The organism is Comamonas sp. FG99, from assembly GCF_057808605.1.
This window is the reverse complement of the sequence record NZ_JBMDII010000002.1, coordinates 121,931-140,838: the sequence shown is the minus strand read 5'-3', so window position 1 is coordinate 140,838 and position 18,908 is coordinate 121,931. Positions and strand designations below refer to the sequence as shown.

The following is an 18,908-nucleotide window of genomic DNA, read 5'->3' as shown; positions in this document are numbered from 1 at the left end:
CAAGGCAAGCAAAAGGAGCATCCACCATGACCAGCAAGAAAGTGCCGCTGGAGCGACTGGCGCATACGCGCTGCGGCGACAAGGGCAACACCTCGAACATCGCGGTCTTCGCCTATGAGCCCGAGTTGTACCCGCTGCTCAAGGAACAGCTGAGCGCTGAGCGCTTCAAGGCGTTCCACCGCGAGGCGATCACCGGCGAAGTGCTGCGCTACGAGGTCGACAACCTCCACGCGCTGAACTTCGTCGCGCATGGGGCGCTGGGCGGCGGGGTTTCGCGCAGCCTGTCGCTCGACAACTACGGCAAGGCGCTGTCGGCCGCGATATTGGGCTTCGAGATCGAGGTGCCCGAGGCGCTGCAACCCTATCTGCGCACCCGGCAGCCCGCCTCGGCATAGCGCCGGTTTGAACGCCTGCAAGCTCAGCGCCCGCGATAAGGGCGCAAAGATGCGCTGCGGGTTTCGCAATGACCCAGGAGACAAGACCCATGAAACTGAAATACCGCACGAAGCTGAAAGCCCTGGCGCTGGCAAGCGCGCTTGCTGCGGGCGCGGCGATATCCTCGATCTCCACTGCCGCGCTGGCCCAGGCCGCGTACCCGTCCAAGCCGGTGCGGGTGATCGTTCCCTATCCCGCGGGCGGCACGACGGACATCATCGCGCGCATCGCCGCGAACCAGCTCTCCGAACGCTTGAAACAGCCGTTCATCGTGGAGAACCGCGCGGGCGCAAGCGGCGCCATCGGATCGCAGGCGGTTGCGCAATCGGCGCCCGATGGATACACCTTGGTGATGGGCACGGCCAGCTCGCACGGCATCAATTCGGCGCTGCAGAAAAACCTGCCGTATGACGCGGTGAAGGATTTCGCGCCTGTCACGGTGGTGGCGAACACGCCCAACATCATCATTGCCAATACCGCTACTCCGGTGAAGACGCTGGGCGATCTGGTCAAGCTCGCGAAGGCCGAGCCCGGCAAGATCAACTTCGGCTCGACCAGCCCGGGCGGCTCGCCGCACATGAGCGCGGAACTGCTCAAGATGATGGCCGGCATCGACATGACGCACGTGCCCTACAAGGGTGCCGCGCCCATGCTCACCGACCTGATCGGCGGCCAGGTGCAGATCGGTTTCGACAACCTGCCGTCGAGCATCGGCTTCGTGAAAAGCGGCAAGGTGCGCGCGCTCGCGGTGACCACGGCCAGACGTTGGCCCGGCGCGCCGGATATTCCGACCGTGGCCGAAAGCGGCGTGCCGGGCTACGAGGTGTCGGGCTGGTTCGGCCTGCTCGCTCCAGCGGGTACTCCGAAGGACATCCTGCTCAAGCTGCAGTCCACGGTTGCCGAGGCGGTGCGCACGCCCGAGGTCGCCAAGCAGCTGCGCGACCTGGGGGCGGAGCCGGTGGCCAACACGCCGGACGTGTTCGCCCAGGAGATCAGGGACGACGTCGATAAGTGGCGCAAGGTGGTGAAGAGCACGGGCCTGAAGCTTGAATGAGCGGCAAAGCGCTTGCTGGCTAGAGCGCCTTGGTCCTCAGCTCGATCAGCTGTCTCTGGTCGCGCATGGAGGATTCGGAGCGGTTGAAGACGGGCGCCGTCCTGGGCTGATCGCCGGCCTGACTCTTGGGGGCGCCTGTCCGTCGCTTCGCCGTTGCCGCGGCCGTTGACGCCATTTTTCGTGCACTTGCCTGGGCGATGCGGCGGAAAGTGGCCATCACCGTGCGCTGGTCGTCGTCGAAGTCGCCATGGTGGGTGGCGCTGGAGGCCGAGAGTGAATCCCCGGGCTCGGTGTTGGGCGCCATCACCAGGTCCACGCCCAGCTTTTGCATGAGGTTCCGATCGATGAAGCGCTCCATGCCCAGGATGGGGCGGCCGTCGCGAAACAGGGGAATGCGCGCCTGGTCCTCGAAGGCATTGGAGACCAGGTACAGCAACGACTTGTTGTAGATGCGGCCGCAGTTGTCGTCCTGCTCGGCCTTGTCGGTCAGGGCGAAGATGGCCATGTGTTCGATCTTCTTGTCCTTCAGCGCCGGCACGTAGTGCTGGCTGAACAGCTCGACCCGGCAGGCCGGCGCCCACAAGGTGCAGCTCTTGACGGGGATGCCTCGCGCACCAAGCAGGCCCACCAGCGGCGCCAGCAGGATGGAGCCGGCACTGTGGCCCACCATATGCACTTCCAGTGCGGGCAGGCTTTTGCGCAGGGCCTGAAGCAGGTCTGCCACCTGCTCGGCGGCGCCGCCCTTGTCGCTGGCCGACAGGGCATTGTGCTTCATCTCGCTCCAGGCGGATTTGCCGGTGAGCGTGCGCGCCAGGGGTTCCAGGGCATCGTCCAGTCGGTCCAGCATGAAGTCCTTGGCGGCATCGAGCGCGCCTTCGGGCTTGCGGCGGCTGATGGCATCGCGCAGGATGTTGGTGATGGTGGTCCAATAGTCGGAGTGCCAGATGAAGGCCAGCGGGTAGACCTCGCCCGCCAAGAGCGTGGGCCGGTATTCGGCCAGACGCTGCACGGCGGCCTGCTCGCCCACTAGGCCGCCGTGGGCGTACAGCAGTATCCGCGGCACTCCCCAGCCTTCGGTGACGCGTGGAATATCTTCGCCGAAAACGCGCCGCAGCTCTTCGGGCGTACTGCCGTAGTCGCCGCCGGCCTTGAGCACGCCGTTGTTGCCTACGCTGACGATGTGCGGCCGCAGGTCGGCGTAGGAGTAGCTGGCGGACTGCGCGGCGGTGCTGGCGTGCACCGCCGCAGTGGATTCGGCCCGCCGCAGCGTCACCGGCGCGCCCAGGCGGGCCACCCAAACGTCGGTGCCGTTCTCCAGCCAGTCGTCGTAGCTCAGCAGGCCGAAGCCGCCGTGGCCCCAGTCCGGGCCCCAGGAGTTCTGGATCCAGAAGCCACGCTCGTCGTAGGCGACGATGGCGAATGCATGCCCGCCCAGAACGGCTGAAGACTGCGTGATCACGCCGTCCGCGCCCACGCGGGACCAGCCGTCGTGGACGGTGCAGGTGGCGTATAGCGCGCCCACCTCGGCAATGGCCGAATGCATGGCCACCAGGTCCTTGTGATTGACCCGGAAGTAGGCGCCCAGCGGGCGGCGCAGCGCGTCGGCCACGCGTTCGTCGTTCAGGCCGCCATCGCTGGCTGTACTGCGCGAGGACGGCTTTGCGGCCTTGGCGGTTTTCCTGACCATCTTGGCCGTGTTGCTGGGATAGAGCGATTCGGCGCAGACGCCGTGCTTGTGCCAGCCCTTCATCGCGCCGCGCGCGCTGGAGCCCGAATAGTCCTCGCCCGGCCATTCGTCATAGCGCCTGGCCAGGTCATACATCATGCGCGGGCTTACTGGCGTGGCATCGGGTACCACGCGCCGGCGCAACAGCAGGTAGTGCGCCACCGTGGCCAGGCCATAGCCGGTGCACGCCCCCTCGGCGCCCTGGTCGAGTATGGGTACCTTGCAGTCCAGGTAGTCGCCCAGCGATACGTGCGTGGGCACCTCGATCAGCGTGGGGATATACATCTGGTCGCGAAAATCCAGCGTATCTGGCCGGGCGTCGAGCCGTCGGGCGGGCGCGGCGCCTGTACCCTTGCCCTTTGCCAGGCCACGGCGGGGCGTGCCGCTGGTCTTTGGCTCGGCTGCTAGGGTTTCTGCGATGTCCTCCCAGCCGCGCGGCAGCGCCTCTGCGGCGGGCTCCGCCGCTGGTTCGACTCTCCCAGCTTTGCGCCGGGTGGCTGCCTTGGCGGCAGGCCGCGCGGCCTGTGCTGGGCCGGCAGCCGGGTCGGGCAGGCTTGCGCGCAGAACTTCCAGCGCCAGGGCATGGAGGCGCCGCCGGTCGTCCGCGCCGTTCTGGCCGCCGTTGATGCGGCGCGTAATCTCGTCGAACCGGCCCGCGTCGGCCAGTGCATTGAGCCCATTGCGCTCCCAGAACAGGCCCGCAATCTGAAAGCCCACCTCCGGCTCGGCTGCCTGCTCGGGCCGGGCCAGCAGATCGAGTCCGAGCAATTTGCCGTAGCGTGCATAGTTGTCGCGGCCGGTGATCTGGATCGGCCCACGGCCCTTGAAGCGGCGGCCATCGCCCGGCTGCGTATTGCCAAGCCTGCGCGCCAAGTCTGCGGGCGGCTCGTAGCGCTTTTGTGCGGCGGTCGGGCCCCAGAGCTCTTCCAGAAACTGCAGTTCGCCAGACTCGTGGCCCAGCTGTGCCACGAAGGCCGCCGCGCGCTGCAGGCTGGTGTCGATCTGGTAAGCCTGCATTGCACGGTTCAGCGGCTCCAGGCACTGGGCCCGGCGCCGCTGGGACGCGTGGCGCATGATTTGCGCGAGTTGAAGGTCGGTCAGCATCACGGACTCCTCCCCAACCCCTTTTCGACAGATGGGTTGTCCGGCTATGCTAGCCGGATGCGTGTGTGCCGTATATATCCCCTATGGAGGATCCGCCCGGCCGAATGACTGAGTGCGGGCGGACTTGATTCTCATCCCTTGCGGCGAACCCCGAGGATACCCAGACTCGCAACCAGCAGCCCAAGCAGCCCGATTGCGGTCTCGCTCAACGTGGGCACTGGCTGCGCGGTGGTCCCGGTGGTGGTGCTTGCGGGTGCAGACTGCAAATACCAGTTGCCATCGCTTGCATCCCGAACCAGCGAATAGGTATATCCATTTTTGGTGAAAGGGGCCATCTGGAATGCGCCGGCTGCCGATGCCGCGGAGCCCCCCGTCACCTGTATCACCAAGATGCCCTTGCCCGTCGTCGCGCCGCCGGTATTCACCGAGTTGGCGACGAATGTCACCGGAGTAGACCCCAGGGTGGTGGAGCCCACGGTCATGGCATTGGCGGTCTGGGCGCTCAGGTCCGCGGTCAGCTGCAGGGTGCCGCCGTTGGCAGCGAAGGCGCTGGTGGTGCTCACGGTATTGGCGGGCACTACCACCAGGGTTGCGCTGGAGCCGATATTGACCAAGCCGGGGCCGGAGACGTTTGCGGCGAGTGTGGTGGTTCCGTCGGTTAGATTGATCGCGCCATTGTTGGTGAATGTGGCACTGGTGCTGGTAATCGTGCTGCTCGAAATATCCACAACCCCGCTGGCATTATTGATGAATGTTGCGGCACCCAGATCCACCGTGCCGGTCAGCTGGATGTTGCCAGAGTTGGTGATGGATGAAGTGCCATTCAAGCCCGAAGTCTGGGTGTCGGTGCAGCCTACGGCGGCCGAGCAGTCGCCAACAATCATGGTGGCTCCATTGGCTACGGTTATGGTGGCATCGCTCGCATTGCTGCCATAAATCTTGGTGGTGCCGCCATTCAGCGCAATGGTGGCGCCTTCAGCTTCGCTATGAATGATGGACAGTTCGCTCGAGTCATTGTTGGTGATCGAGGCATTCTTTGCGCTGTTGCCGTCAATGATGGCGGTGCTGCCGCCGCTGTTGGTGATGGTTGCCCCATCAGCCGAGTTGCGAGTCAAGTACAGGGTGGATGCACCGTCATTGCTCAAGATTGCGCCGTCGGCATTGTTGGCGGTGAGGTAGGCTGCACCTCCATTGGTGGTGGTGATCGTGGCGCCGACCGCATAGTTCTTGTATAGCGCAGAAATACCACCTGCACCATCAGTAGCAATGGTGACGGACGACGGCACCACGTTCCCTTCGTAGATGGTGATATTGGGTGCAGTGGTCGTGATGCTATAGCCATTCGGGGCACTTTCTCCAACATAGGAACCATTAATATTGTTTCCCGTGGCAGTGGAGCGCGGATCAACGAAGGTGTCGTTCGTGCCATTGGTGGCTACAAATGGGTCGTCGCTGCAATAGTGGTTATTCGGTGCTAGCCAGCTATTGGGAGTCGTGCAAGTGTAATTGCCCCCGGTTTGGCTGCTTTCCACAACCGTGTTGCCATAGCCGTCGGTTGCTGCAAAGGCCGGACTTGCCAGACCGCTGAATACCAAGGCGGCAAAAAGTGCCGTGCGGCGCATGTTGTAGGGTGAATGTTTTTTCATGAATTATCCAATTGTTGAATGGAGTTAATGAAAGTGAACTAATAATGCGCAATCGATATTTTTCTTGTAAAAATCATTTTCTATGATGTCAGGTTGGGTTCTGCTTGTTCAGAGCATTGTTGACATTTTTTGTTGTTGATGTGCGGTATTTTGTGGCTCATGATTTTGATTAATTATTCAATACTGGATATCTCGCGATTTGATTGAATAAAATATTTAATAAAATGATATTTTCCCATGATTAATAATGTTTGGTTATGTAGTGCATTGGTGATTTCCACTGCCTTTGCTTCCATGCGCCGGGCTGCGAGCAAGCAAATCCTTGGCCGCAAGGCGGCGCTTGCTCACGTGAATTGCAATCATCTATGCAGTGACGATCCATCGTTTGTCATTGGGCAGCACATGCTCTTTAATCCATCGCCAACCAGCACAGTCGCGGTCCGCGGCATAAATAAGGAGATGGAAAAAATGACAGCTACGTCGTCACTCGCTGTTTTGGGGGCTGCAATAGCCCTCATTGTTTTAATGATCGGCAAGCTCCGCGTTCACCCGTTTCTGGCGTTGATGAGTGCCAGTTTGCTGGTCGGCGTAGGCACCGGGATGGAGCCCACCGCCATCATTGCCGCCTTCGAAAAGGGCATGGGCGGCACATTGGGCTTCCTGGCCGGCATCATCGGCCTGGGCAGTATTCTGGGCAAGCTGCTGGAGGAGTCTGGCGGCGCAAGAAGGATCGCAACCACGCTGCTCGGAGCCCTGGGGCCCAAGAACGCTTCCTGGGCCATGATGCTCGTTGGGTTTATTGCCGGCATTCCGGTCTTCTTCGAGGTCGGTTTTGTGCTGCTGATCCCGCTGATTTACGTGGTGGCCCGCCAAACCCGGATCAACATGCTGTTCCTGGGCGTGCCGCTGGCCACTTCGCTGATGGTGGTGCATTGCATCTTGCCGCCGCACCCCGCGGCGACGGCGATCACCGGCATGCTCCATGCCGATATCGGCAAGGTGATCCTGTATGGGTTGATCGTTGGCCTGCCGACGGCCGTGATTTCCGGTCCGCTGTGGGTGAGGCTGTTTTGCAGCCGGATTCCGCCTGCGGCGCAACAGGCCTTCCTCGATGAACGCGAGACTGCGCAAGCAGGTGCGCAGGGCGAACCAGGCTTCATGATCACCATGGCGACGGTGCTGCTGCCGCTGGTGCTGATGGTGGGCAAGACCCTGGCGGCGACGGTTCTGGCGGCAGGCTCCGCCGCCCACCAGTGGGCCTCCTTTTTCGGCAATCCGCTGATCGCGCTGGCCCTGTCGGTGATCTTTGCATACTGGTCCCTGGGGCTGAACCGTGGCCGTACCCTGCCGCAACTGCTTGAGCTGACCAGCCGCAGCTTTCCCCCTCTGGCGGCAATCCTGCTGATCATCGGCGCCGGCGGCGCATTCAACGACATGCTGGTGGGCAGCGGTATCGGCAAGGCGCTGGCCGATGTCTTGAGCAACTCCCGGATCAACCTCATCGTGCTCGCATGGCTCATCGCCGGCCTGATGCACTTCGCCGTCGGATCGGCAACCGTGGCGATGATCAGCGCGGCCGGCATGGTGCTGCCGATGCTGGGTCAGAATCCCCAGTACAGCCGCGAGATTCTCGTGATTGCCATCGGTGCGGGCGCGATTGGCTGGACGCATATCACCGATTCGGCATTCTGGGTCGTCAAGGAGTATCTGGGGATCTCCTTGTCTGAAGCGCTGGCAAAGTTCTCGGGTGCAACGGTGGTTGCGTCGGTGACCGCGCTCGGGCTGGTTCTGCTGCTCGCCAGGTTTGTGTAGGCCAGGCGCATCGAGAGGTACAGGAGATGGAAATGATTCATGGAAAGACCATCGCACAATGGTGCGACAGCCACCCGCTGATCGCGGACTTGATCGGCCTTGAGGAGACTCGCTGGTTCAACCCGGCCATCGCACCTGCGCGCGAGGCGCTAGGCGATGTGGGCCTGGGCGCGGCCGATGTGGCCAGCGCGAGCGCCCGCCTGGCGCGGTTTGCGCCCTATCTGGCAAAGGTGTTCCCGCAGACCGCGGCCCAGCGCGGGATCATCGAGTCGGAAATCCTGCCGCTCCAACGGCTGCACAACGCGCTGGCGGTGGAGAAATCGCTCCAGCCTTTGGGCTCGCTGTGGCTGAAGGCCGACTGCAATCTGCCGATTTCCGGCTCGATCAAGGCCCGGGGCGGTATTCACGAGGTGCTCAAGCGGGCCGAAGACCTGGCGCTGGCTGCCGGGCTGCTCACCCTGGAGTCGGACTATTCCTGCCTGGACAGCAGCCAGGCGCGCGACTTTTTCGGCCAGCACAGGATCGCGGTGGGCTCGACGGGCAACCTGGGCCTGTCGATAGGCATCATGAGCGCCAAGCTCGGTTTCAAGGCCTCGGTGCATATGTCGGCGGATGCGCGGCAGTGGAAGAAGGACAAGCTGCGTGCCAGCGGCGTCGAAGTCGTGGAATATGCCAATGACTACAGCGTCGCGGTGGAGGAGGGGCGCCGCCAGGCGGCTTGCGATCCATCCTGCTACTTCGTCGACGATGAGAATTCGCCGCACCTGTTCCTGGGCTATGCCGTCGCCGCCGAACGCCTGGCGGTTCAGCTGCAGCAGGCAGGCATCGCGGTGAACGAGGATTCCCCCCTGTTTGTCTACCTGCCCTGCGGCGTGGGCGGCGGGCCCGGCGGCGTCGCCTTTGGCCTCAAGCTCGTCTTTGGCGATGCAGTGCACTGCATATTCGCCGAGCCCACCCATTCTCCATGCATGATGCTGGGCGTGTACACGGGCCTGCACGACGAGGTAAGCGTGAATGACTTCGGGATCGACAACATCACCGCGGCCGACGGCCTTGCCGTGGGGCGCCCGTCGGGTTTCGTCGGCAAGGCCATGCAGCGCCTGATCGATGGCTACTACACGGTTGCCGACAGTGAGCTTTATCGGTATCTTGCGCTGATCCATGAGCTGCAGGGGCTGCAGCTTGAGCCCTCGGCGGTGGCGGGCATCCCGGGAATCGGTCATGTACTGCGGGACCAGGACTATCTCGCACGCATCGCCATGACTCCTGCCCGCTTGCGGCAAGCCACGCACCTGGTCTGGGCCACCGGCGGCAGCATGGTTCCGCCCGCAGAGTATTCGGCGTATCTTGCCAAAGGGCGCTCGGCCGCGGGCAGCATGCGCTGACAAGCATCCAAAGGTAGCAAGATGACGATCCAGCCTAAACCGGCTCCTGGAACCAAGCTCAATGGAGCCCATCTGGCCAATCTGCATACCTTTTTGATAGCGGCCCGCTACCTGAGTTTTTCACGGGCCGCGAACGAGCTTTGCCTGACGCCCAGCGCGATCAGCCACCGCATCGCGCGCCTGGAGGATGCGCTGCAGCTCACGCTGTTCGACCGGCTGCCACGGCAGGTCCGGCTGACCGAGGATGGGGAGCGGATCTTCCTGATCATGCAAGAGACGATGGACGGACTCTCCGAAGCCTTGCAGGAGCGCAGCCGTACCACGATTGCCGGGCGCCTGGCGGTGTTCGTGCGGCCGTCGTTTGCCCAGTGTTGGCTGACCCCGCGCCTGGCGCAGTTTTGCGAGCGCTATCCCGAGGTACAGCTCGACATCCGGGTGGGGAATGAGCGGGTCGACTACCGCACCCGGCATATCGACCTGTTCCTCACCTACTCGAACGGCGATTTTCCCGGCCTGGCGAGCGAGAAGCTGATGCCCGAACGCATCGCGCCGGTCTGCAGCCCGGCCTATGCCAGCAAGCACGGGCTGTCCGCAGGCCTGCAGGCGCTTGCCTCATGCACGGCGCTCCATGATGTGCAGGCCTGGGAGGATGCCTCCTTCGATGCCGAGTGGAAGCTTTGGGCGCAGGCCGCAGGGGCCAGCGAGCACCTGCCTGAAAGATTGATCACCTTCGAGCGTTCGGATCTTTGCGTGGTGGCCGCCATCCATGATGCCGGCATCGCCATCGGCAGGGAGCAGCTGGTGCGGCACCGCATTGCCAACGGCGAGCTGGTGCTGCCCTTCGGCGGCTTCATCGATGCCCGCGAGCATGGCTACTACCTTGTGTATCCGCCCCGCACACCGCTGCCAAGGCGCCTGAGCGCCTTCACCGGCTGGCTGCACGAGTGCGCGGCCCAGGCCGGCGAGGCATGAACAGGGCGCGGGCCGGCACCAAGCCGTGCCCGGGCTGCCCGCGTTCTTGCCCTTGCTTGAACATGCATCGATGCCGAATTCAGGCCGTTGCGCCCATACGCTCTGCGGAGGCCTGGATTAGATTCAAAAAATATCAACTTAAATCATATTGCTTCATTTGATTGCAACTTTCAGAATTCTGCCCATGGCGTCCCACATCGCCAGAAGGCAGAAAAAATGGATAGCACAACACCCACGAAGCAGAGACAGCTCACGGTCCGGATTGCCCGCGGGGTAGCGGATGGGAGTTTCTCCACCTACTCGGTTCCCTGGCGCGAGAACCAGACGGTTCTGGACGTCGTGACCGAGGTCCAGCGCACGCAGGAGCCCAGCCTCTCCTACCGCTTCGCCTGCCGGGTCGGCGTCTGCGGATCGTGCGCGATGACGGTCAACGGCAAGCCGCGCTGGACCTGCCGCACCCATGTGAGTCGGGTCGAGGAGGGGGGCGTGATCGTGATCGAGCCGCTGCGCAACATGCCGCGCATCAAGGATTTGGTCGTCGACATGCGCGAGTTCTTCCAGAAGTGGCGGCGCGCGGGCAACACCTTCGTCGGCACCGCCACGCGCAACGATCCGCCGGCGCTGGTCTCGCCCCAGAGCAAGAAGCGCAAGCTCGCCGACGCGGCCATCGAATGCATCAACTGCGGCGTGTGCTACGCAGCCTGCGACGTGGTGTCCTGGGACAAGGAGTACCTCGGGCCCGCCGCCCTCAACAGGGCGTGGACGCTGTTCAACGACGAGCGCCACGCCGATCCCAAGGACGTGCTGCGCAAGGCCACTTCCGGCAGCGGCTGCAATTCCTGCCACACCCAGGGCAGCTGCATGCAGCACTGCCCGGTCAGCCTCAGTCCCACGGGCAGCATCGCCGGATTGAAGCGCAATTCCATCCTGAGCCTGCTCAAGGGGGACTGACATGGAAGCTCGCCTCTTTGCGCTCCAGCGCCTCACGGCAATGGTGATGGCCCCCTTCGTCCTGGTGCACGTCGGGCTCATTCTCTACGCGGTGCGTGGCGGACTGACCGCGGCAGAGATCCTCGCGCGCACCCAGGGCAACTGGTTCTGGATCTTCTTCTACGGCCTGTTCGTGCTGAGCGTGGCCATCCACGTGCCCATAGGCATCCGCAGCATCCTGATCGAATGGCTGCGGCTTGGCCGGGCGGCCGCCTCCGCCGTCGGCTTGGTGTTCGGCGTGGCGCTTCTCATCCTGGGCCTGCGCGCGGTCGCGGCAGTGGGAGGGCTCGCGCAATGAAGTCCGCGCGCAACCACCAGGCCTACTGGGCCTTCCTGGGGCACCGCCTCTCCGGCCTCGCATTGGCGCTGTTCCTGCCCGCGCACTTCTACGTGCTCGCGCTGGCGCTGGAGCAGGCCCGGCTCGATGGCTTCCTGAAGCTCGCCGAGATGCCGGCGATGAAGTTCGGCGAATGGGGCCTGGTGCTGCTGCTCACGCTGCACATGTTTTTCGGCCTGCGCCTGCTGGCGCTCGAACTGCTGCCGTGGAGTTCGACGCGCAACGCGCGCATCGCGTGGATCGGATGGGGTTTCGCCGCGTCGATGGCGATCGGCCTGGTTTTCATTGCGGGAGTGATCTGATATGCAGATCGACAATCACAAGACAGACATCCTGGTGCTCGGCACCGGCGGCGCCGGCCTGTTCGCGGCCCTGCACGCCAAGAAGGCCAACCCCTTGCTGCGGGTGACCGTGACCGTCAAGGGCCTGCTCGGCAAGTGCGGCTGCACCCGCATGGTCCAGGGCGGCTACAACGTCGCCCTGGCCGCGGGCGACTCGGTGGAGCGCCACTTCATGGACACCATCGAGGGCGGCAAGTGGCTGCCGCGCCAGGATCTGGCCTGGCGGCTGGTCGAAGGCGCGGTCGAGCGGGTGCGGGAGCTGGAAAACGAGATCGGCTGCTTCTTCGACCGCAACCCCGATGGCTCGCTGCACTCGAAAGCCTTTGCCGGCCAAAGCTTCGACCGCACGGTGCATAAGGCCGACCTGACCGGCATCGAGATCATCAACCGCCTGATGGAGCAGGTGCGGGCGCTGGATGTCGAGGAGCTCGAAGAGCACCGCGCCATCGAGTTGATTCCCGCGGCCGACGGCTCGGGCATCGCCGGCGTGCTGTTCATCGACATGCGCACCGGTACCTACCGGTTCATCCAGGCCAAGGCGGTGTTGCTCGCCACCGGCGCCGGCCCCACGATGTACCGCTACCACACGCCCTCGGGCGACAAGACCTGCGACGGCCTGGCAATGGCGCTGCGCTACGGCCTGAAGCTGCGCGACATGGAGATGGTGCAGTTCCATCCGACCGGCCTGCTCGGCGGCCCGGACACCCGGATGACGGGTACGGTGCTCGAAGAAGGGCTGCGCGGGGCCGGGGGCTACCTGCTCAATGGCGCCGGCGAGCGCTTCATGGCCAACTACGACAAGCGCGGCGAGCGCGCCACGCGCGACGTGGTCAGCCGCGGCATCTACGCGGAGATGCGCGCCGGCCGCACCGGACCGATGGGCGGGGTCTACATCCAGATGAGCCACCTGGGCCCGGAGAAAGTCGCCAAGACCTTTCCCGGCATGGTCAACCGCTGCAAGGACTGCGGCTTCGATCTGGCGGGCGGCAGGGTCGAGGTGGTGCCGACGGCGCATTACCTGATGGGCGGTGTTGAGTTCAACGTCGATGGCTCGACCGCATCGCCAGGCCTCTTCGCGGCCGGCGAGGACTGTGGCGGCGTGCACGGCGCCAACCGCCTGGGGGGCAACGGCGTGGCCAACTCCACCGTGTTTGGCGGGATTGCCGGAGATTCGATGGCCGCCTACGTCGCGAAGGAGGGCCGTTGGCGCGACCCGGACCAGCGGATCATCACGCGCGGCATCGAGCGCGCCGAATACCCGTTCGCCAAGGCGCCTGGGCGCATCCACGAGCTGCGCGACGCGCTGGCCCAAACCATGTGGGATGACGTGGGCGTGCTGCGCCGCCGTGAGGCGATGGAGCATGGGCTGCAGGCCGTCGCCGGCCACCGCGCCGCGCTGCGCGAGATCGGCGTCGCCGATGGCGACCGGCGCTTCAACCTCACCTGGCACGACTGGCTCAACCTCGAAAGCCTGGTCGACATCTCCAAGGTCATCACCGTCTCGGCGCTGGCGCGCGAGAACAGCCGCGGCGCGCATTTCCGCGAAGACTTCCCGGAGCCCGGGGAGCTGCACACCAGCTGCTACACGCGTGTGAGCGCACCGGATGGCGAAGTGCAGCTGGAGATGGTTCCGGTTTCCTTCGACATCGTGAAGCCCGGCGAATCGCTCATCGAAGGCGAAGCCGGCATCCCCCAGAACTGAGGCCTGTCCCACCATGAAGATTCCCATCCAGAAAGTTGAAGAGGCGGCGCTGGAGATCATGCGCCGCGCCGCGATCGAGATCCCTACCGACTACAAGCAAGGCATCCAGGAGCTGCAGAAAAAGGAAACCGGCAAGCTGCCGCGCTTCGTGATCCATGCCATGGTCGACAACTGGGAGGCCGCCGACCAGGATCGGCGCCCCATGTGCGCCGACACCGGCCTGCCGCGCTACTACGTCAAGGTCGGCAACAACGCCTTGGTCGAGAACGGCTTCGTCGCTGTGGAACGCGCGCTGCGCCACGCAACGGCAGAAGCCACGGTCACCATCCCGCTGCGCCCCAATCGGGTGCATCCGCTGTGGCGCACCGACCACAACAACAACGTCGGCCTCAACGCGCCCGAGGTCGAATGGTCCTTCGAGCCCGATGCCGACTGGATCGACATCACCACCGTGCACAAGGGCGGCCTGTTCGGCACCGACTACCGCATGCTGTTCCCGGGCGACGGCATCGACGGCATCAAGCGTTTCGTGCTCGACACGCTGATCGCCTTCGGCAAGCGCGGCCTGGCCTGCCAGCCGGCCATCGTCGGCATCGGCCTGGGCGGCTCCAAGGACACTTGCATGCAGCTGGGCAAGCAGGCCGCCTGCCTGCGCACCGTGGGCGAGCGCAACCCCGACCCCAAGGTGGCCGAGCTGGAGCTGGAGCTGATGCAGCTGGGCAACTCCATCGGCATGGGCGCGATGGGCTTCGTGGGCTCCGGCATGGTGGTGGACTGCCATATCGAGTGCGGCTACACGCACACCGGCGGCATGCCCATCAGCCTGCATACCTTCTGCCTGTCTTCGCGCCGCGCCACCGCGCGGATCCATGCCAACGGGGCCATCGAGTACCGCACCGATCCCCGGTGGTTCACCCCCTACATGCGCCGGGAGACGGTCGAATGGTAAGCAGCGACAACAACAGCGACGGCATCAAGGTGTTCCACCTCGACCTGCCCGCCAAGCGCGAGGACATTGCCAGGCTCGAACTGGGCTCGGCCGTCTACCTCAATGGCGTGGTCTATACGGCCCGCGAGGGCGTCTATGGGAAGGTGCTGGACCAGGGGCTGCCGCTGCCGGTGGACCTGCGCTCCATCAGCAACGTCAACTTCCACTGCTCGCCGGCCGCGGCGCCGGATGGCCGGGGCGGCTACAAGGTGGGCGCGGTCACCGCCACTGCGTCGTTCCGCTTCTCCAAGTGGATCCCGCGCTGGCTGGAGCAGACCGACTGCCGCATCCTGATCGGCAAGGGCGGCATGCCGGCCGACGACTACCAGCGGGTGCTGGCGCCGGGCGGCGCGATCTACCTGACGACCGTGGGCTACGGCACCGGCGCCTTGCTGGGCCGGGGCATCAAGCGCGTGCGCGCGGTGCACTGGCTGGACGAGCTCGGTATTGCCCAGGCCATGTGGCTGTTCGACGTCGAGAACTTCGGCCCGTTCATTGTGGAAAGCGACCTGGAAGGCAACTCGCTCTTCGCGCAGCATGCCGAGACCATCAATGCGGGCATCGAAAAGCTGTACGCAGGACTCAAGCCGCCCGCGCTGCACCGCTATGGCGAAACCGACAACCGCAAGGACGAGGTGATGTAGGTGCAAGCCGGCGCCAGCACCTGCACAACCGAGGAGACATGCCAATGATCATCGACTTTAGGCTCAGGCCGCCGGTGGGCGGATTCCTGGACACGCTGATGTACGCGGCCGGCGAACGCCGCGACGGCTTCACCCGCACCGTGGGCTTCGAGCCCTCGCCGGCGGCGCAGCAGCAATCGATGGAGCTGCTGCTGCGCGAGATGGACGCCGCGAAGATCGACCGCGGCGTGGTCGTGGGCCGGCTGGCCGGGGTGCTCGGGAGCGTGCCCAACGAAGACGTGCGCGGCATCGTGGCGGCGCACCCGGGCCGCTTCATCGGCGCGGCCTCGATCGATCCGACCGACCGGCGCAAGGCCTGCCAGACCATCAACCAGGCGATCGAGGACGGATTCAGGCTGATCAACATCGAGCCGGGTTCCTACCCGGTGCCGATGCATGCGGACGACCGGCGCCTGTACCCCATCTACGGCCACTGCGAGGACATCGGCGTGCCGGTGATCATGATGGTCGGTGGCACGGCGGGCCCGGATCTGAGCTACTCGGATCCGATTCGCACCGATCGGGTCCTCACGGACTTCCCGAAGCTGAACGTCGTCGTCGCGCACGGCGGCTGGCCCTGGGTCAACGAGATCCTGCACCTGGGCTTTCGGCGGCAGAACCTCTGGCTCTCGCCGGACATGTACTTCTCGCGCATGCCCGGCTGGCAGGAGTACGTGAAGGCGGCCGACGGTTTTCTCTCGGACCGCATGCTCTATGCCAGCTCCTTCCCGTTCTGTCCGGTGCGGGGCTACAAGGAATGGTTCGAGCAGCTGCCGATCAGCGCTGAAAACCTGAGGAAGGTCATGGGAGGCAATGCGCAAAGACTGCTGGGCATCTAGGCGAAGAGGCTACATTTCCTCTCCAATGACTTTCAAGAAGGCAAGCCTCGCATGATGGACATCCGGACGCTGTATACGCTGATAGCGATTGCCGATTGCGGCAGCTTTGCCGAAGCCGGCAACCGGATCGGCTTGTCGCTTTCCGCGGTCAGCATGCAGGTGCGCGCCCTCGAAGAAGAGCTGGAGATCACGATCTTCGATAGAAGCCGCCGCCCGCCGGTGCTCACCGATGCGGGCCTGGCGCTGGTGCATAGGGCGCGGGATCTGATCACGCACTGGGAGAGCATGAGCGCCTCGCTCAAGCGCGGCACCGCGGCCGGCCTGCTCAAGCTGGGCAGCGTGCACACCTGCGCATCGGGCGTGCTGCCGCTGGCGCTGCGCCACCTGCAAAGGCAAGGCCACGGGCTGGAGGTGCATGTCACGACCGGGCTGACGCACGATCTGGAGCGCGCGGTCTGCCACCGGCAGCTGGACGTGGCGATCGTGACCGAGCCGGACTTGCTCCGGTCGGACCTGGATTTCCTGCCCTTCGTCGAGGAGGAGCTGGTCGTCATCGCGCATCGCTCGGTCAAGGGCGGCAGCGACCAGGAGGTGCTGGAGCAGACGCCGTACGTCCGCTTCAACCGCTCGGCTCGCGTGGGGCATCTGGTGCAGGAGGAGATGGTGCGCCGGCAGATCACGGTGCGCTCGACCATGGAAATCGACAACCTGGAAGGCGTCATCGCCATGGTCGCCAACGGCCTGGGTGCATCCGTCGTGCCGGCCCGCGGGGTGAGGAATGAATTCCCTGCGACGATCCGCGTCATCCCGTTCGGCTCGCCGACCGTGACGCGCCGCCTGGGCATTCTGGTGCCCAGGGAGAACCCCAGGGCGCATCTGTCGCGGCTGTTGCTGCAGGCGCTGCAGGCCGTGTGCGCCGACAAGGGCGAGCCCATGAAGAACAGCGCCTCGGGCTGACAGCCCGCCACGTTCCGCAACCCCAAAAAAGGAATCAGGCCGCAGAGCCTGAGGGACGTCTGTTGCCCGACTGCAGGCCATGAGGCCTGCATTGGCGGGCGCCACCATCCACGAACCGAAGGAGACAGTTTTGAAAGATGCAAACCCACGATCCGATACCCGCCGCGTGTTCCGCCGCGTGTTCTGCCACATGCTCCACCGCCTATTGGCACAGGCGCTTGCGTGCAGCCTGCTGCTTGCGCCGTTTTTCACCACTTCCGCCCACGCGGACTGGCCCTCGGACAAGGTCATCCGCATCATCGTTCCCTTTGCGGCCGGCGGTGCGACCGACCTGCTGGGCCGCGCCCTGGCGGCGGAACTCGGCAAGGGCCTGAAGCAAGGCGTGATCGTCGAGAACCGCGCCGGCGCGGGCGGCAGCCTCGGTGCCCAGGCCGTGGCCGCTGCGCCCGCCGACGGCTATACCTTGCTGCTGGCCTCGGGCAGCATGTTCACCGTCAACCAGTTCATCTATGGCAAGCTGCCGTATTCGCTGGAGAATTTCAGCCCGGTCGGCAAGGTCGCCAGCGGGCCCATGGTGGTCACGGTCAATGCCGGGCTGCCGGTGAAAACCACCCGCGAGCTGATCGCCTACGCCAAGGAGCATCCGGGAAAGCTCAGCTTTTCCTCGGCCGGCGTCGGCAGCCAGACCCATATTGCGGGCGAGGCGTTTGCCGATGCCGCGGGGATTGCGCTGGTGCACGTGCCCTACAAGGGCGAGGGGCCCGCCTATGCCGACCTCATGGCGGGTGTCGTCGAAGTCGCGGTGGCCAACATCAATGCCATTTCTCCTTTGCTCAAGGGCGGGCGCCTGCGGGCGCTGTCGGTCACGGGCAAGGAGCGCTCGCCCTTGCTGCCCCATGTTCCGACTACGGCGGAAGACGGCCTGCCCGGCTTTGAGTACACCGGCTGGTTTGCATTGATGGCTCCGGCGGGAACGCCCAGGCCGGCCATGGACAGGCTGCTGGCCGAGCTCAAGTCGGCGCTCGCGCAGCCGGGCATGCAGCGCTACCTGGAGGAGCAGGGCATGTACCCGACCATCGTGCCGGCCGCGGCGCTCAAGGACGAGATCGCCAGGGAGTCGGTCACGTGGAAGGCCCTGGTGGAGAAAAAGAAGATCAGTGCGAATTGAAGCCATGCCCATCGAATCCGCCGCGCTTGCCGCGCCCGTCATCTTCGTTGCCTACGCGGTATTCGGCATGACGGGGTTCGGCGCCGCCATGGTTGCCATGCCGGCGCTGGTGCAGTTCATGCCGCTGCAGTTCGCGGTGCCGCTGGTCGTGCTGTTTGACCTGGTCTGCACCTCTTTGGTTGGCGGGCGCAACCGCCGCCAGGTATCCCGGCCGGAGCTCAAGCGGCTGTTTCCGGGCCTGTTGCTCGGCATCGGCCTGGGCGCCACCTTGCTCAGCACCGCGGGCGCACGGTGGCCGCTGATCGGGCTCGGCTGCTTCGTGCTGCTGGTCTGCGCCAGGGGGCTGCGCGGCGGGCAGTCCGGCCCGGCCGCCGCGCTGGCGGGGTGGTGGGCATTTCCATTCAGCGTCTTCGGCGGGATATTCAGCGCGCTGTTCGGCACGGGCGGGCCGATCTACACCATCTATCTCGCGCGCAGGCTGGCCGCGCCAGACGAATTCCGCGCCACCATCTCGGTCGTCATCCTGCTGAGCGGGGCCATCCGGGCTATCGCATTCGGCGCGGCCGGCCTGTATGCGCAAGCCGCCATCCTTCAGGTCGCCGCGCTCTTGCTGCCGGTTGCGCTGGCCGGGCTGCTGGCGGGCTCCAGGCTCAGGGCGCGCGTCTCGGCGCAGCTTCTGCGGCGCGCCATCCTGGTGCTGCTGGCTGTCGCCGGTGCCGGCGCCATCTACCGCGGATGGGTGTCGCCGCCGTGATCCGCAAGGGGCCGC

The 18,908-nt window shown here is 64.9% G+C and carries 17 protein-coding genes; 15 read left to right on the top strand and 2 right to left on the bottom strand.

What is annotated here, in order from left to right; all coding sequences use genetic code 11:
- The first annotated feature begins 26 nt into the window (after window positions 1-26).
- Window positions 27-395 carry an AtuA-related protein gene (locus ACODRX_RS02100; protein WP_488869379.1) on the top strand — a complete coding sequence of 123 codons (369 nt, stop codon included), beginning with the start codon at window positions 27-29 and terminating at the stop codon, window positions 393-395.
- 89 nt (window positions 396-484) lie between these two features.
- Entirely contained in the window at window positions 485-1,489 is a 1,005-nt protein-coding gene (locus ACODRX_RS02095; RefSeq protein ID WP_488869378.1) for a Bug family tripartite tricarboxylate transporter substrate binding protein, read from the top strand.
- A 19-nt stretch (window positions 1,490-1,508) separates the two neighbouring features.
- Here ACODRX_RS02095 and ACODRX_RS02090 read toward each other — a convergent pair whose 3' ends face one another.
- Window positions 1,509-4,319, bottom strand: coding sequence for a glycoside hydrolase family 19 protein (locus ACODRX_RS02090; protein ID WP_488869377.1), 2,811 nt, complete (start codon window positions 4,317-4,319; stop codon window positions 1,509-1,511).
- Window positions 4,320-4,450: 131 nt separating this feature from the next.
- On the bottom strand, window positions 4,451-5,965 hold the full coding sequence (locus ACODRX_RS02085; protein ID WP_488869376.1) for a beta strand repeat-containing protein: 1,515 nt from the start codon (window positions 5,963-5,965) through the stop codon (window positions 4,451-4,453).
- Window positions 5,966-6,202: 237 nt separating this feature from the next.
- On the opposite strand from ACODRX_RS02085, the gene ACODRX_RS02080 reads away from it, so the two are divergent.
- The 13 genes from ACODRX_RS02080 (at window position 6,203) to ACODRX_RS02020 (ending at window position 18,893) form a co-directional block, all read left to right on the top strand.
- Window positions 6,203-7,777: a GntT/GntP/DsdX family permease gene (locus tag ACODRX_RS02080; RefSeq protein WP_488869375.1), complete on the top strand. Its 1,575-nt coding sequence runs from the start codon at window positions 6,203-6,205 to the stop codon at window positions 7,775-7,777.
- A 32-nt stretch (window positions 7,778-7,809) separates the two neighbouring features.
- On the top strand, window positions 7,810-9,162 hold the full coding sequence (gene dsdA / locus ACODRX_RS02075) for a D-serine ammonia-lyase (RefSeq protein ID WP_488869374.1): 1,353 nt from the start codon (window positions 7,810-7,812) through the stop codon (window positions 9,160-9,162).
- A gap of 21 nt (window positions 9,163-9,183) precedes the next feature.
- The gene (gene dsdC / locus ACODRX_RS02070) at window positions 9,184-10,134 is read left to right on the top strand and encodes a DNA-binding transcriptional regulator DsdC (protein WP_488869373.1); all 951 of its coding nucleotides are present in this window, start codon (window positions 9,184-9,186) and stop codon (window positions 10,132-10,134) included.
- A gap of 216 nt (window positions 10,135-10,350) precedes the next feature.
- Window positions 10,351-11,085, top strand: coding sequence for a succinate dehydrogenase/fumarate reductase iron-sulfur subunit (locus ACODRX_RS02065; protein ID WP_488869372.1), 735 nt, complete (start codon window positions 10,351-10,353; stop codon window positions 11,083-11,085).
- A gap of 1 nt (window position 11,086) precedes the next feature.
- A complete protein-coding gene (locus ACODRX_RS02060; protein WP_488869371.1) occupies window positions 11,087-11,422 on the top strand; it encodes a succinate dehydrogenase in 336 nt (111 codons plus the stop codon).
- Complete coding sequence (locus ACODRX_RS02055; protein WP_488869370.1) at window positions 11,419-11,763, top strand: succinate dehydrogenase/fumarate reductase transmembrane subunit; 345 nt, start codon at window positions 11,419-11,421, stop codon at window positions 11,761-11,763. Before ACODRX_RS02060 ends, ACODRX_RS02055 begins: the two co-directional genes overlap by 4 nt.
- Before the next feature lies 1 nt (window position 11,764).
- Complete coding sequence (locus ACODRX_RS02050; RefSeq protein WP_488869369.1) at window positions 11,765-13,504, top strand: L-aspartate oxidase; 1,740 nt, start codon at window positions 11,765-11,767, stop codon at window positions 13,502-13,504.
- Window positions 13,505-13,517: 13 nt separating this feature from the next.
- Window positions 13,518-14,453 (top strand): fumarate hydratase, encoded by a 936-nt coding sequence (locus ACODRX_RS02045; RefSeq protein ID WP_488869368.1) that lies wholly within the window; start codon window positions 13,518-13,520, stop codon window positions 14,451-14,453.
- Window positions 14,447-15,136 carry a fumarate hydratase C-terminal domain-containing protein gene (locus ACODRX_RS02040; protein ID WP_488869367.1) on the top strand — a complete coding sequence of 230 codons (690 nt, stop codon included), beginning with the start codon at window positions 14,447-14,449 and terminating at the stop codon, window positions 15,134-15,136. Before ACODRX_RS02045 ends, ACODRX_RS02040 begins: the two co-directional genes overlap by 7 nt.
- A gap of 44 nt (window positions 15,137-15,180) precedes the next feature.
- On the top strand, window positions 15,181-16,014 hold the full coding sequence (locus ACODRX_RS02035; RefSeq protein ID WP_488869366.1) for an amidohydrolase family protein: 834 nt from the start codon (window positions 15,181-15,183) through the stop codon (window positions 16,012-16,014).
- A gap of 54 nt (window positions 16,015-16,068) precedes the next feature.
- On the top strand, window positions 16,069-16,971 hold the full coding sequence (locus tag ACODRX_RS02030; RefSeq protein WP_488869505.1) for a LysR family transcriptional regulator: 903 nt from the start codon (window positions 16,069-16,071) through the stop codon (window positions 16,969-16,971).
- Window positions 16,972-17,101: 130 nt separating this feature from the next.
- On the top strand, window positions 17,102-18,139 hold the full coding sequence (locus ACODRX_RS02025) for a Bug family tripartite tricarboxylate transporter substrate binding protein (RefSeq protein WP_488869365.1): 1,038 nt from the start codon (window positions 17,102-17,104) through the stop codon (window positions 18,137-18,139).
- 4 nt (window positions 18,140-18,143) lie between these two features.
- Window positions 18,144-18,893 (top strand): sulfite exporter TauE/SafE family protein, encoded by a 750-nt coding sequence (locus ACODRX_RS02020; protein ID WP_488869364.1) that lies wholly within the window; start codon window positions 18,144-18,146, stop codon window positions 18,891-18,893.
- Window positions 18,894-18,908 lie beyond the last annotated feature (15 nt).